This is a genomic window from Nodularia chucula CCY0103, assembly GCF_963923915.1.
Taxonomy (GTDB): Bacteria; Cyanobacteriota; Cyanobacteriia; order Cyanobacteriales; family Nostocaceae; genus Nodularia; species Nodularia chucula.
This window is the reverse complement of sequence record NZ_CAWUOL010000050.1, coordinates 21,334-35,775: the sequence shown is the minus strand read 5'-3', so window position 1 is coordinate 35,775 and position 14,442 is coordinate 21,334. Positions and strand designations below refer to the sequence as shown.

Sequence of the window (14,442 nt, the reverse complement as noted above, 5' to 3'; positions counted from 1 at the left end):
TTGCATTATATTATTTCAGTCAGTCACCACTATTAATCTACTAGACTGAAATTAAAAGTATTGGCACAATGAAGCCAGACCAAACTAAAGCGATGAGTCAGGAATTTTGTCAAGAAATTAACCAAAGTTTAGGTGTACCTGAAAATCGGATTTATATCGAATTTGCCGATGCTAAAGCTACTATGTGGGGTTGGAATGGTTCAACTTTTGGTTAATTAATTGGTGCGATACTTGTTGTAGTGAGGCTGTTTCTCGGTCAAGGTGGTTAATAGGTTGAGCCGGAAATCAAGGTTGAAACTTGTTTTCAGCAATGCCAAGTGGTGTTATTCTGGATTGCAACGAATTTCTAGCATAAAACCATCGGGGTCATAAAAGTATACACCTTGGCCTGTAGGTCGGGTAACTGGTCCGTGGGCGATCGCCACTCGATTCTCTCTGAGGACTGTCAAGGCTGTTTCAAAGAATCGCGGATCGATATCAAAGGCGAGATGGTATGCTCTGGTAAATGTCTTTTCTGGATTGGGATTTGGTGGTGATAATTCCGGTTCCCAAAATAAATCTAAAATCGTCCCATCGGGGGTAACAAAGTTGGCGACTTTCCCTGTAGCTACAAGTTCTGTTAAAGTGGCTGGTACTTGTTCCCCTGTGAGTTCATGCAAACCTAAAATCTTACCGTAAAAGTGCTTAGAGGCTTGCATATCTTTAACGTTGAGAGCAATATGATGGATACAACGTAGATTTCCGGCTACTAGTCTAGTTTGGGGGGTTGTGCTAGGTTGCATACGCGAAACTGCTCCTGTTTGTGATGATTATCGCCGATATTCGTCGCCGCAGTGACCAATCAAATAAATCCTGTGACTTGCGAGATATAGAATTAATGCCAACCTGTTTCTGCTTGTTGGAGTACGTAAGCTGCAACTTGTTGTATTTGCTCTGGAGTTAGGCGATCTTTGTAGGCTGACATATTATTTTTACCATTGGTAATGATACCTGTGATTGCTTCTATGGTATTCATCCCATATTTTTCTAGGGCTGGTTTTTTTAAGTTTTTACCCCTGCGGATAATGTTACCGCCGTTGATATGACACCCGGCACATTGCAGGCTAAAAATTTCTGCGCCTTGATTTATGTCTGCTGCGATCGCCGGGGAAGTAAAATTATTGATTAATAGGAATACTGTCACTAATAACAATATCAGTAGTTTTTGCACTCAATGACTCCTGACCATGATTGCCTTTGCTATAGCTATTTTAACCCCAACCCGCTCAGTAAGAACGGGAAGTGGGTTTCGGGTTAAATATGTAAAATTAACCGGGCTATTTGTAAGTAAATCAGGATTCCGACTACATCTACTAGGGTAGCGCCTAAAGGAGCGGACATTAAGGCGGGATCAAATCCCAGAACCTGGAAAAAAAATGGCAACATTGCACCACAGAAACTGGCTAACACAGAAATGGTAAATAAGCTCACCCCAATTACTAATGCAATCATGGGATTATTTTGTAATAACATTGCTTCCCCTGTCACCAATATGCCTAAAATTACCCCTAGAATTACACCAGAAACCATTTCTCGGTAAAGCACTTGGGTAATCAGAGTTTTTAAGTGAGTTTTTTGGGAAAGGGCCCGGACTACAACTGTGGCTGTTTGGGTACTGACGTTACCACCATAAGCAATGAGTAGGGGGATAAAGCTAGCCAACACAACGACTTGTTGCAGAATATGTTCTTGACTTTTAATTACTGCTGTGGTGCTACTACTAGCCAGCAACAGAATAAATAACCAACCTAATCGCCGTTTGACAATTGCTAACGGGTTATTCTCTTTATCTTCATTGTCTTCTGAGTCGCTATCCTGTGCAGTTTCAGGTATATACAGCAAGTCAAATAATTGTGTGCGCTCGTGAGGCGACAATTCCTGGGTAAGGTTTAAATCATCTTTTTGTTGAAAATCTTCTCTCAGCTGCTGTTGGACGCTGCTATTCAAAGTTTGGTAAACTGCGATCGCCTGATGTCTTGGTAACTTATAAAAGGCTTCAGCCTGCCAACCACAAGGAAGTTCACTGATAGCTGTGGCGATGTCAGCTGGTTGACTATCACCTAATATTTCTTTAGTCTCCTGGATATTCACTGGTATTTGCAATGATAACGGTGCAGACTCTTCGCTAGTTTCCACCGCTTCACAGGAGTCTATAGATGAGTCATACATAGTGTGGGATGATTACTCGCTTTCCTTTTCACTACTCATAATGATAACGAGTATGAACACTAAATTTGAGGGTAATTAAATATTTCTTACAATAGGTATAAATTTGAGAATAGAGCAATTTCGGTCACAAATTGGAGTTCTCGCCCTAGATTATGGATTAAATCTAAAGTTTTTTGATGTTCAATGTTTTTTCCTTGGTTTTTAAAGTAATCAGATGCCTGTTTCAGATCAGCGATCGCCTTTTGATGATAGCCTAAACTATATTCCGCGATTCCCCGATTCAAATAAGCTGGAGCATGACTAGGATCAAGTTTGATTACTTGGGAAAAATTGTGAATTGCACTGACATGATCGTTATTTCTACCATCAGCACAACCACGATTAAAATAAGCTCTATCATCCTGGGGATTTTGGCGAATAGCCCGATTAAAGTCTAGGATAGCGGCTGGAAAGTTTTGTAAGAATAAGTGGGCTAAACCTCTGTCGTTGTAGATATCCGCCAGCCATGAACTTGTGGTTGGGGGAATTTGAGTTAAAGCTAAATTGTAGTCAGCGATCGCCTGGGGATAATTTCCCACACCTGCATGAGCTAAACCTCGGTTGTAGTAAGCTCGAAAATCAATCGGATGAAGTGCGATCGCATAGTTATAATCAGCAATGGCGGCTGAATCATTACCTTGTCTGTATTGTGCTAAACCCCGATTCAAATACGCTTCAAAGTTATGTGGGGCTAAATTTATGGCTTGATTACAATCTGTAACTGCTGCGTGGTAATCTTGTAATTCTAGGTCAGCTAAACAGCGATCGCCATCAGCTAAAGCCAAATCTGATTGAAATTCCAGTGCTTGGTTAAAATTCTCCAGATCCTGTTGATAATTCCCACTCTGCATATTATGTACACCCAAACTTAAAAAGTCATTTGCTGTGATTTGGGTATTAATCATAGGTAAAGAATATGCAGCATTGCTGGAAAAATTTAGTAGTAAAACCAGCACTAAACTGAGAAATAATCGCCAGAAATAAGTCATAATCATCCTCTTTGACAATTTCAGCAGTAGTAAATTTAATAATAAAAAAGCCCTACTAACGGTTAATTTTCTAACTGTTAGCAGAAGCCCAAATTAATTTTACGAACTTTTGATGCTACTTGGCATTTACCAGAGTAATTGAGATATGTCTCTTATTTCATTCTTCCAAGAAATTAACTAATACAGCAGGGCGTAAAAAGTGCAACCCTTAAAATCAATGAAAAGCCAATAAAATTCTGACTTTTGACCTTTGATTTTTGACTTCTGCCCTGCGGTACTACCAGCCTTTATCTGCTTGTGATAGTACATAAGCAGAAACATCATCAATTTGTTCTGGTTTTAAGCGACCTTTAAAGGCAGGCATAGCATTTTTACCATTTGTCACTTGAGAAATAATTGCCTCAGATGAGTACATACCGTACTTTTCTAAAGCGTCCTTCTTCAAAGTTTTGTTAGCTTGAACCAGATTTTTACCCCCCGCATGACAAGCAGCGCAATTAGCACTAAATATTTTCGCTCCATTCACTGCATCTGTTGCGAAGGCTGGACTACTAAAGGCAAAGGTGAAGATAGTTATGCCTAAAAGTAGCAGGGAAATAATTCTTTTCATTTCGTGTTCTCTCTGCAAAACGGCTGATTGGGTTTAATACCATTGATTATTTTCCGTTAAATTAATTCCCCAAGTCAAAAGACAAGCTGTCAAACTTAATTTTGTGAAGTTCTATTTGCCAATTGCTCCATTTCGTCTTCTGTAACCCGACAAATTCGCCAATCGTTTAGAATAGCCGCCCCCATACTCCGATAGAATGCCTGTGCAGACTCATTCCAATCCAATACACTCCACTCTAAGCGTCCACAATTGCGCTCTAGAGCTATTTGGGCTAATTTAGATAAAAGAGCTTTACCAATACCTTGACGGCGATATTCTGGTAATACAAACAAATCTTCTAAATAAATGCCTGGTTTTGTTAAGAAGGTGGAATAATTATGAAAAAACAGGGCAAAGCCCACCGCTTGCCCTGCATACTCTGCTAATATTGCCTCAAGATACTTTGGTGAGCCAAACAAATGCTCCTGGAGATCCAAAGCATTCCCAGTTACGGCATGAGATAATTTTTCGTACTCCGCCAGACCCTTAATTAAATCAAACAGTACGTTGCTATCAGCTGGTTCAGCCAAACGTAAAATTAAATCGCTACTAGAAGTCATTAGTCCATTATCCATGATCCACAGTCCATAGTTTATAGTCAATTGTAAAACTTTTGACTAATATAGCTGGGGACTAGGGATTGGGGACTGGGGACTGGGGACTGGGAAAAAAGCAAAAACTCGAAAATTATTGTCCCCTCCCCTCTATTCCTGCAATCTAGTCACAAGTCGCCGAATTTATCCGTTTACGAATTACGAATTACGTTAGCGAAGCTCCTCTGTTCGCGTAGCGTTCCGCAGGAAAAGAGGCATTACGAATTACAAATTACAAATTAAATTAACCATCCCTTTAAGCGCTTGGCGATATGAGGACGGCGCAGTTTCCGCATAGCTTTACTTTGAATTTGTCGGACTCGTTCACGAGATAAATTAAACATATTACCGACTTCTTCTAAGGTGCAGGGTTCACTGGTGGTTAAACCGTAGCGCAAAGAAATTACGTCTTTTTCTCTTGGGGTTAGCACATCTCCCAAGACATCCCAGATTTCCTGGCGCATCATGTTTTCATTCATTTTTGCTTCAGGAGATAAGTTATCCTCATCTTCTAGCAAATCCATGAGTTCTGTGTCTTCTTCTTTACCTACACGGTGGTTGAGAGACAGTGCTTGTCGCCTGAGTTGTTGCAATTGGCGCAGTTGTGGGACGCTAATTTCCAAAGCTTCCGCCATTTCCGCTTCGTTGGGATTGCGACAGAGTTTTTGCTTGAGTTCCCTTTGGGCTTTTTTGAGTTTGTTGAGTTTTTCAACAATGTGGATGGGTAAACGGATAGTACGCGCATCGTTGGCGATCGCCCGCGTAATTGCTTGTCTAATCCACCAGTAAGCGTAAGTAGAAAACTTATAACCTTTATCAGGATCAAATTTTTCTGTGGCGCGGTTTAAACCCATTGCGCCTTCTTGGATTAAATCCAGAAAAGGTACGCCCCTATTTAGGTATCTTTTAGCAATTGACACCACCAATCTCAGGTTAGAGCGAATCATTTTCCGTTTGGCTACTCTACCTTGATATAGGCGGCTTTCTAATTGCTTTTCGGTCATTTCTAGCTGTGCAGCTACTTGTACCTTATTCACTGGCTGTCCCAGTTCTAATTCCAAAGCAGCTTGTATTTCCCTAACTTCCTCTAGAAACCTGACTCGCCGTGCTAATTCAACCTCTTCTTCGGGTTTTAACAACGGATAACGCGCCATTTCCTTAAAAAATGCACCAACAGCATCATCATGCTCGGTTTTATTGTATCCGGAAGGCCGCGCTGCCGCCATCTGATCGCCATCACGTTCGTCTGATTCTAGATTTTCGATGATCAGGGGTTCTGACTCTACTACTGGTTCTAGAATTTCCAGCGATTCTTCTTCATGCTCAACGGTGGTCTCCAGTATTTCCATTGTTCCCAATTCAGCAATGTTCATAGTTTCCTTTAGGGATTTTTGCTTTGTTTGGTACATAATTTAGTGACAGCCACTTCCTAGAAGCTTGGTAGTTTTCCCTAAGAAACAAATGCACCCTTGCTTCAGAAAAATACATTTTTTTGCTAATTGCTTATTCATTAGTGAAAATCATGCCCTCGCTGTCATTTTTTGGCTCCTGTTAGATAGAACCTCTAACAAATACTGGTTTTTGCACCCAAAAACTATCTTCTCAGGTTCCAACAGAGATATTCCTTATTTTTTTCTTAATACCCAAATCTGTCAAATACCTTTAACCTTTATCCAGCTTAACAAATATAAAAAACTCAAGTAAATACCCCCTAGCTTAAATCTTTTATCAGTTACATAAGTTTTTAAGCTTGATCGGTAAGAAATTATTACAGAAATTATAGTCTGGCTTTGGTATCGGGGCTTATTTTATAAAGCTTTCTAAAGGACACGGCTTGACTAGTCTATTTTTCTGAAATAATTTATTTGTATAAAAGCATCTCATATACACAAAGGGTTGAATATCTATCAAGGGGCTGAAAAAGTTTATGTCCTATTTAGTAATTAGTCAGACTATTTTAGACATCTCAGGAAAGATAACTGAATTTTTTATAACGGACTTTAAATATTTATGCCATGTCTTGTTGAGACAAAAATGTCTAGTAAATTACATAAAAGGAAACTTATCAAGTATTATGTGGAATAAAAGTATTATCAATTACATTTTACCTCCAAAAAATAAAAATATTTGATGAAGCTAAGTGAACTCTGAACAACTAAGTAAAAGCAATAAAAAGATTCCTCTACAAAGTTACCAAGATATGTATAAAAATAGCCTAGAATTACCGAATTTGCTGGTGGCTGAAGCTGGAGAAAGTTACCACTCTGACAGTGGAAAGGGCTGGATTGAAGTGCTGGTTGATTATCCAGGAAGCACGGGATTATTTACCTATAGATTACCAAGTCAGTTAAAAATCAAACCTGGTGATATTTTAAGTGTACCCTTTGGGACGCAAACACTGGGTGCGATCGCCATTCGTTTATTAACAGCACCAAATATTGATTTACCACCAGAAAAAATTAAGGAAGTAGACGATATAGTCAGCGAAGGCTTCTTCCCCAGTAGCTATTGGGAATTACTAAATCGAGTTGCTGCATATTACTATACACCTTTAATTCAAGTGATCCGCGTAGCACTACCACCGGGGTTATTAGGTCGCTCTCAACGTCGTATTCGCTTGATTTCAGATGCAGAAATTCAACAACAAATTTCCTCAGCTTTAACTTTTCTCAGTCCCCCAGCCCAACAAGTTTTAAACCTGTTGCAAAGTCAAGCAGCAGGAGATTATAGCTTTGTTTATTTGCAACAAAAAGTCAAAACAGCCTATAAAGGTGTACGGGAATTGTTGCGATTTGGGTTAGTAGAAAGTTACTTAGAACCACCGCGACTGAATCGCCCCAAGTTACAAAAAGCTGTCACCTTGATTGGTTCCATTGATGGTAATTTAACAACTCGTCAACGAGAAATTTTAGAAGTATTGCGACGACGGGGGGGAGAATTATGGCAGACTGAATTACTGCAAATTTGTCATGCTAGTTCTTCTACCCTGAAGACGATGGCACAAAAAGGTTACATTGTCATTGAAGACAAAGAAGTATTGCGCACAGAACAGGGTGTAGCATTAATTGCAGATTTACCCAAAACTTTAAATATTCACCAAGCAAATGCCTTAACAACTATAGAAGGGCTAAAGGAATTTGCTCAAGTCTTGTTACATGGGATTACAGGTTCAGGCAAAACAGAGGTATATTTACAGGCGATCGCACCTCTAATTAACCAAGGAAAATCCGCCCTAGTTCTAGTTCCCGAAATTGGCCTCACCCCCCAGCTAACAGACCGTTTCCGCGCTCGTTTCGGCGGTAAAGTCAGCGTTTATCACAGCGCCCTTTCCGAAGGAGAACGGTATGATACTTGGCGACAAATGCTCACCGGGGAACCCCAAATAGTCATCGGAACTCGCAGCGCCATTTTCGCCCCATTACCCAACTTAGGTTTAATCATCTTAGACGAAGAACACGACAGCAGCTTTAAACAAGACTCGCCCATCCCCACCTACCACGCCCGCACCGTCGCCCAATGGCGAGCCGAATTAGAAAATTGTCCGTTAATTCTCGGTTCCGCCACCCCTTCCTTAGAAAGTTGGGTAAATATCACCAACTCCCAACTCCCAACTCCCCACTCCTACTACCTTTCGCTCCCCGAACGGATCAACTCCCGCCCATTACCACCAGTGGAGTTAATCGATATGCGTTTAGAGTTACAGCAGGGAAACCGTTCTATATTTAGTAGGTCACTACAAGCAGCGTTGCATCAATTAGAAGAGAAGCAACAACAGGGAATTTTATTTATCCATCGTCGGGGACACAGTACCTTTGTCTCCTGTCGCAGTTGTGGCTATGTAATGGAATGTCCTCATTGTGATGTGTCGCTATCCTATCACCAGACTGAAGAAGGAGCGCCGCAATTACTACGCTGTCATTACTGTAACTATACGCGATCTCATCCCCCACAATGCCCCGAATGCGGTTCCCCTTACCTAAAATTCTTTGGTAGTGGGACTCAGCGCGTCGCCCAAGAACTAGCAAAACAGTTTCCCCAGTTGAGTTATATTCGTTTCGATAGTGATACCACCCGCAACAAAGGCGCACACCGTCACCTACTAACTCAATTTGCTAAAGGAGAAGCCCATTTATTACTAGGAACACAAATGATTACCAAAGGTTTAGACTTACCCCAAGTCACACTTGTGGGTGTAGTTTCTGCTGATGGTTTACTACATTTATCAGATTATCGCGCCAGTGAACGGGCATTTCAAACCTTAACTCAAGTAGCTGGACGTGCGGGGAGAGGGGATGATCCCGGTAGAGTAATTATGCAAACTTACACCCCAGAACATCCCGTTATCGGGGCGGTAAAACAACATAATTATCAGTCTTTTTCCCAAACTGAATTAGAAGAACGCCAAGCATTGAATTATCCCCCCTATGGAAGGTTAATTTTATTGCGCTTGAGTAGTTTAGATCCCATCCAAGTGCAAAACACAGCCCAAATCATCGCCACAGCTTTAAGTTCTCATCAAGGATTTGATATTCTCGGCCCAGCCCCAGCTAATATAGTGCGGGTAGCTAACCGTTATCGTTGGCAAATATTGCTGAAGTTTGATCCCGCGACTTTACCAAATTTACCTGATTGGGATTCAGTGCGATCGCTTTGTCCTGATTCTGTGAGTTTAACTCTCGATGTAGACCCAATAAACATCATGTGAAAATTTACAGTACCTAGCTTTTTGCACTGAGCGTATTTCGACTCCGCTCAATACAAGTAGCCGAAGTGTCCCCAGTCCCCAGTCCCCAGTCCCCAATCCCCAATCCCTAGTCCCCAGTCCATACCTCATTAATATTAACCATCCACGGTATACCTTCATTTACTGGAGAACTGACACTAATTTTGGCTTGGTTAGAAAATTGTTTTAACTTATTGGCTAAATAAGGAATAGTCGTCATAATATGCTGATAGTTTTTGATATCATGACAGACCAAAACTAACATCAGAATACCGCTATTTACCTTAAAGTACCAGTGACAATTGGATAACAAAATCCGTACATTCCGCTTACATCCCAAGAAAAAGCTTTTTTTAGTAGCTTCCTCTAGTTGAGTTAGCCAAAGGCCACTCATTTGCATTGTTTTAGTAGATGGTAAATCATCGGGAGATAAATATGGTTGATACATAGTAACTCTGGCATTATTCAAAAGAGTAAAAATCTCAAAGAAGCTGAATTATAGCAACCGCCAAGGTAGTTAGGACATTTCCTGTTCCCTGTTCCCTGTTCCCTGTTCACTTAAAACAACAATTATGATGTCCTAACCAATATGTCCGTTGCTATATTTTAAGATAATTACCTAATTATCAAATTCAGCCTATCAGTTACGCCAGACAACATGACGTTTTAAATTAACGTCCGTTCACCCCTTAATAAAGTTTATATAATCGACAATATCTTATTGCTAATTTTCCTCATATTTCCTTAGCAATTCATCCATATAAGTTAACATTAGTGATTAAGGAACAAGGAATAGTGATGAGGAATTTACAATCCTGCTTCCTGTACCGATGGCTCTTATCACCCTACACCCTTTGGGGTAATCTATAGCCTGACTAAGAAATAAATATCAAAGTAGTGAAAAACCTGACAAACTTTTTACCCAAGATGCTTACGCACAAGGCTGAATATGCCATATAATTTTTAGCTAACTTTCATTTGAGTTTACGAATGGATAAAATTTAGTGTAAATCTATACAGTTTTGGATATCATGTAATAAATTTATCCTACTTTAGTATGTATTTGCCATTAGCAAACTTCCGGAAGTTATTGTATAACCAAGTCATATTAACAAGTGGTATTAGCGTAAATTTTCAGTATTTTTGACTGAAACTTGAGAAAGAATATGAAAAATAGTAGTAACTGCAAAAAACAAATCGATTGAGGTTATATATAAGAAACATTACCGAACTGCTCGTAATCTAATCGCCGAGTAATTTGTTTAATATGTGTAAAATCTATCATTAAACTTGAATTGAGTGCTAAATAGATGGGACAAGGTTTTTTGCAAATCGCTTTAACGCTGTGTATTGTTATAGCAATCGTGCCAATTTTGGGAAGATACATGGCGCGTGTTTTCTTGGAAGAAAGCACAATACTTGACCTGTTAATGAACCCTATAGAGCGTAGTTTCTTTGTCTTAGCGGGTATTCGTAGTAAAGAAAATTTCACAGGTTGGCAATATATTCGGGCAGTAATGTACAGTAACCTGATTATGGGTATTTCAGTATACCTGCTAATCTTTTATCAGAAATTACTACCGTGGAATCCCAATGGTTTTGATGCCCCTAGTTGGGATATATTGCTGCACACAGTTGTTTCATATATCACTAATACCGGACAGCAACATTACTCTGGGGAAACCACCTTGAGCTATTTTAGCCAGGTAGCAGCTTTAGGGTTTTTGATGTTCACCTCAGCCGGCACAGGTTTAGCGGTAGGAATTGCTTTTATTCGGGGTTTGACAGGGAGAAAACTGGGTAACTTTTATGTTGATTTAACCCGTGGCATTACGAGAATATTACTACCCATATCGATCATAGGGGCGATCGCCTTAGTTTTCTGCGGTGTCCCACAAACATTAGATGGAACCCTGGTAGTACAAACCTTAGAGGGCAGGACACAATATATTGCTAGAGGGCCTGTTGCCTCCTTTGAGATGATTAAAATGTTGGGTGATAACGGCGGCGGTTTTTTTGGCGTTAACTCAGCCCACCCCTACGAAAATCCTAACGGTGCGACTAATTTAATCGAAATCATCGCCATGACTGCCATTCCCGCATCCTTAATTTACACCTACGGCATATTTGCTAAAAATCTCAAACAGTCTTGGCTGTTGTTCTGGATGGTATTTATAGTCTTTGTCATTCTGATTTCCATAGCAGTGGGGGCAGAACAAGAAGGTAATCTGCTAGTCAATAGCACATTGGGATTAGAACAGCCGAATTTAGAGGGTAAAGAAATTCGCTTCGGTGCAATCCAAACAGCACTTTGGGCAGTGATAACTACTGCTACCGCCTCCGGTGCTGTCAATGGGATGCATGATTCCTTAATGCCAAAAGGATTATTTGCAACTTTATTTAACTTATTTCTGCGAATGATTTGGGGAGGACAGGGAATTGGCACAGCTTACCTATTTATTTATCTAATTTTGACTGTATTTTTGGCAGGGTTAATAGTGGGAGGTACGCCAGCATTTTTAGGACGTAAAATTGAACGCCAAGAAATTATCCTTGCAAGTGTGGTACTGCTGATTTATCCCATTGTGGTTTTAATTCCCAGTGCCATTACATTGGCTTATCCTCTTGTTTTATCTGGAATTACTAACCCTGGATTTCACGGCATTTCCCAAGTAGTTTATGAGTATGCTTCAGCCGGTGCAAACAATGGTTCTGGTTTACAGGGATTAGATAGCACAACTCTATGGTGGAATTTAAGCACTTGTTTCAGTATGTTTGCCGGGCGCTACATTCCCATGATTGCTATTTTGCTCTTAGCTGATGGTATGTCTCGTAAACCAATAATCCGCGCTACCCCCATCAGTTTCAAAACCGATTCTCTATTATTTACCACTGCCACAGCTGGATTAGTGGTGATTTTGGGAATGTTAGCTTTCTTTCCCCTATTAGTTTTAGGCCCTCTTGCCGAAGGTTTTCAATTAGCTGCCGGTAATTAGAGGCAGGGGTGCAGGGGGCAGGGGGGAAAAGTCCGCAATACCCAATACCCAATCATTACTCCCCACACCTCCCACACTCCCCACACTCCCCACTCCCCACTCCCCACTCCCCTCTCTTCCCACACATTAGATAAAATGAACGTTGCACCTACTTCTCAAGGTAAATCATCACGTTTTGGTTCTGGCGATCGCCGCCCAGCCTTGAAAAAAGCTAAGATGAACAATACAAAACTGTATATCAGAAGCATCAAAGATGCTTTTGTTAAACTTCATCCCCGATACGCAATTAAAAATCCAGTCATGTTTTTGGTTTGGTTGGGAACACTCATCACCCTACCATTCACCATTGCTCCCAACTTATTAGGGACAGCCCCAGAAAATAACCCCCAAATTTTTAACGGCTTATTGACAGGAATTTTATTTCTCACTGTTTGGCTGGCTAATTTTGCCGAAGCATTGGCCGAAGGACGGGGTAAAGCCCAAGCCGATACCTTTCGCGCCACCAAATCAGAGACAATCGTTAAAAAACTGGCAGCCGATGGCACAATTTCTGAAGTGCTTTCCACTACTCTCAAACCAGGTGACACCATCTATTTAGTAGCAGGGGATATGATTCCGGCTGATGGTAAAGTGATTATGGGTGTGGCTTCGGTGGATGAATCCGCTATTACCGGGGAAACAGTCCCTATCCTCAAAGAGTCAGGTTCAGACGTTGCCGGCTCGGTTATCGGTAGTACCCGGATTCTTTCTGATGAACTGATTATTCGGATCACAGCATACCCCGATAAAGGGTTTATTGATCAGATGATTGTTTTATTAGAAGGAAAACAACGCCGCAAAACACCAAACGAAGTCACTTTGACATTCTTACTCACAGTTTTGAGCTTAGTCTGTGTGTTAGTTGTGGCTACCTTGTCCATCTTTGCTTACTATGTCGATATTCCGGTAAGTGTACCCATTTTGATTGCCCTATTGGTAGCATTAATTCCCAGTACCATCGGCGGATTATTAAGTACCATTGGCATTGCAGGTATGGATAGAGTTGCTCAATTTAACATTATAGCCACCTCTGGAAGAGCCATAGAAACCTGTGGCGATGTTAACACCCTCATTCTCGACAAAACAGGCACAATCACCCTGGGTAATCGCTTGGCAGAAGAATTTATTCCCCTGAATGGCTATTCATTACAGGCAATGGCTCATATTGCTTTAACTGCTAGTGTTTTTGATGATACACCGGAAGGAAAATCAATTATCCGCATGGCACAAAGCTATGGTGGCAGATTTGATTATGATCCTAACCAAGCCGTGGGGGTGGAATTTTCCGAGACTACCCGAATGAGTGGTACAAACTTGGGTGGGGGGCGTGAAGCCCGGAAAGGAGCAGTAAGTGCAATTAGAGAATTTATCCGTCTCCGCAATGGACAGGAACCGTCAGAACTGAATGCAGCTTATCAAAAAATTTCTCAACAGGGAGGTACACCCCTAGCAGTTTGTCTAGATAACGAAATTTATGGTCTGATTTATCTGAAAGATATTATTAAACCCGGTATCCGCGAGCGTTTTCACCAGCTACGCCAAATGGGTATTAATACTATTATGCTCACCGGCGACAACCAGATTACTGCTTCTGTAATTGCTCAAGAAGCTGGAGTAAATAACTTTATTGCTGAAGCTACACCAGAGGATAAAGTCAGTGTTATTCAGAGAGAACAAGCCGGAGGACAAATAGTAGCGATGACGGGAGACGGTACTAACGATGCTCTTGCACTAGCAAAAGCAAATGTTAGCGTGGTCATGAATACAGGTACTCAAGCTGCTAAAGAAGCCGCCAATATTATTGATTTGGACTCTGATCCCACAAAGCTGATTGATATCATGAGTATTGGTAAACAATTACTAATTACCCGTGGGGTTTTGACTATCTTTTCCCTCGCTAATATTATTCCCAAATATTTTGCAATTTTCCCCTTTATTTTTGCTGATGCTAATCTGCAAAGTTTGAATATTATCAATTTGTCTAGCACTAATTCGGCTGTATTATCGACACTGATTTACAATGCTTTGATTATTCCAGCTTTTATTCCTTTGGCTTTGCGAGGTGTTCAGTTAAAGTCCTTGACAGCTAATCAACTTTTGCAACGCCATCTTTTAATTTATGGTTTCGGTGGGGTCGTTGTCCCGTTGATCGCCATTAAATTAATAGATATACTAATTGCCATGACAGGGATAGTTTGATCCTGGT

11 protein-coding genes and 1 pseudogene are annotated in these 14,442 nt (G+C 40.7%); 4 read left to right on the top strand and 8 right to left on the bottom strand.

Going from position 1 to position 14,442, the window contains the following annotated elements; genetic code table 11:
- Positions 1-47: 47 nt before the first annotated feature.
- A pseudogene (locus ACM0OP_RS14625) lies at positions 48-215 on the top strand (phenylpyruvate tautomerase MIF-related protein); the annotation flags it as partial.
- Between the two features lie 108 nt (positions 216-323).
- Here the strand turns inward: ACM0OP_RS14625 and ACM0OP_RS14620 are convergent.
- The 7 genes from ACM0OP_RS14620 to ACM0OP_RS14590 form a co-directional block, all read right to left on the bottom strand.
- A complete protein-coding gene (locus tag ACM0OP_RS14620) occupies positions 324-782 on the bottom strand; it encodes a VOC family protein (protein WP_414529150.1) in 459 nt (152 codons plus the stop codon).
- 92 nt (positions 783-874) lie between these two features.
- On the bottom strand, positions 875-1,210 hold the full coding sequence (petJ, locus tag ACM0OP_RS14615) for a cytochrome c6 PetJ (RefSeq protein ID WP_414529149.1): 336 nt from the start codon (positions 1,208-1,210) through the stop codon (positions 875-877).
- Between the two features lie 83 nt (positions 1,211-1,293).
- Entirely contained in the window at positions 1,294-2,208 is a 915-nt protein-coding gene (locus ACM0OP_RS14610; RefSeq protein ID WP_414529148.1) for a magnesium transporter, read from the bottom strand.
- A gap of 86 nt (positions 2,209-2,294) precedes the next feature.
- Positions 2,295-3,236, bottom strand: coding sequence for a tetratricopeptide repeat protein (locus tag ACM0OP_RS14605; RefSeq protein ID WP_414529147.1), 942 nt, complete (start codon positions 3,234-3,236; stop codon positions 2,295-2,297).
- A 277-nt stretch (positions 3,237-3,513) separates the two neighbouring features.
- Entirely contained in the window at positions 3,514-3,846 is a 333-nt protein-coding gene (gene petJ, locus ACM0OP_RS14600) for a cytochrome c6 PetJ (protein WP_414529146.1), read from the bottom strand.
- A gap of 95 nt (positions 3,847-3,941) precedes the next feature.
- Positions 3,942-4,445 carry a GNAT family N-acetyltransferase gene (locus tag ACM0OP_RS14595; protein WP_414529145.1) on the bottom strand — a complete coding sequence of 168 codons (504 nt, stop codon included), beginning with the start codon at positions 4,443-4,445 and terminating at the stop codon, positions 3,942-3,944.
- A 272-nt stretch (positions 4,446-4,717) separates the two neighbouring features.
- Positions 4,718-5,887 carry an RpoD/SigA family RNA polymerase sigma factor gene (locus ACM0OP_RS14590; RefSeq protein ID WP_414529144.1) on the bottom strand — a complete coding sequence of 390 codons (1,170 nt, stop codon included), beginning with the start codon at positions 5,885-5,887 and terminating at the stop codon, positions 4,718-4,720.
- A gap of 791 nt (positions 5,888-6,678) precedes the next feature.
- Here ACM0OP_RS14590 and priA point away from each other — a divergent pair.
- The gene (gene priA / locus ACM0OP_RS14585; RefSeq protein WP_414529151.1) at positions 6,679-9,183 is read left to right on the top strand and encodes a primosomal protein N'; all 2,505 of its coding nucleotides are present in this window, start codon (positions 6,679-6,681) and stop codon (positions 9,181-9,183) included.
- A 106-nt stretch (positions 9,184-9,289) separates the two neighbouring features.
- Here priA and ACM0OP_RS14580 read toward each other — a convergent pair whose 3' ends face one another.
- Positions 9,290-9,649 (bottom strand): hypothetical protein, encoded by a 360-nt coding sequence (locus ACM0OP_RS14580; RefSeq protein ID WP_414529143.1) that lies wholly within the window; start codon positions 9,647-9,649, stop codon positions 9,290-9,292.
- An 862-nt stretch (positions 9,650-10,511) separates the two neighbouring features.
- Between ACM0OP_RS14580 and kdpA the strand changes: the two genes are divergently transcribed.
- Together kdpA and kdpB are read left to right on the top strand one after the other, a co-directional pair.
- The gene (kdpA, locus tag ACM0OP_RS14575; RefSeq protein WP_414529142.1) at positions 10,512-12,197 is read left to right on the top strand and encodes a potassium-transporting ATPase subunit KdpA; all 1,686 of its coding nucleotides are present in this window, start codon (positions 10,512-10,514) and stop codon (positions 12,195-12,197) included.
- A 135-nt stretch (positions 12,198-12,332) separates the two neighbouring features.
- Positions 12,333-14,435: a potassium-transporting ATPase subunit KdpB gene (gene kdpB, locus ACM0OP_RS14570; RefSeq protein ID WP_414529141.1), complete on the top strand. Its 2,103-nt coding sequence runs from the start codon at positions 12,333-12,335 to the stop codon at positions 14,433-14,435.
- The last annotated feature ends 7 nt before the right edge of the window (positions 14,436-14,442 follow it).

Excerpts from the sequence above, each read along its gene's own strand:
- ACM0OP_RS14620 (WP_414529150.1), bottom strand. The coding sequence starts at position 782 with ATGCAACCTAGCACAACCCCCCAAACTAGACTAGTAGCCGGAAATCTA.
- ACM0OP_RS14610 (WP_414529148.1), bottom strand. The coding sequence starts at position 2,208 with ATGTATGACTCATCTATAGACTCCTGTGAAGCGGTGGAAACTAGCGAA.
- ACM0OP_RS14605 (WP_414529147.1), bottom strand. The coding sequence starts at position 3,236 with ATGACTTATTTCTGGCGATTATTTCTCAGTTTAGTGCTGGTTTTACTA.
- petJ (WP_414529146.1), bottom strand. The coding sequence starts at position 3,846 with ATGAAAAGAATTATTTCCCTGCTACTTTTAGGCATAACTATCTTCACC.
- ACM0OP_RS14595 (WP_414529145.1), bottom strand. The coding sequence starts at position 4,445 with ATGACTTCTAGTAGCGATTTAATTTTACGTTTGGCTGAACCAGCTGAT.
- ACM0OP_RS14590 (WP_414529144.1), bottom strand. The coding sequence starts at position 5,887 with ATGTACCAAACAAAGCAAAAATCCCTAAAGGAAACTATGAACATTGCT.
- priA (WP_414529151.1), top strand. The coding sequence starts at position 6,679 with ATGTATAAAAATAGCCTAGAATTACCGAATTTGCTGGTGGCTGAAGCT.
- ACM0OP_RS14580 (WP_414529143.1), bottom strand. The coding sequence starts at position 9,649 with ATGTATCAACCATATTTATCTCCCGATGATTTACCATCTACTAAAACA.
- kdpA (WP_414529142.1), top strand. The coding sequence starts at position 10,512 with ATGGGACAAGGTTTTTTGCAAATCGCTTTAACGCTGTGTATTGTTATA.
- kdpB (WP_414529141.1), top strand. The coding sequence starts at position 12,333 with ATGAACGTTGCACCTACTTCTCAAGGTAAATCATCACGTTTTGGTTCT.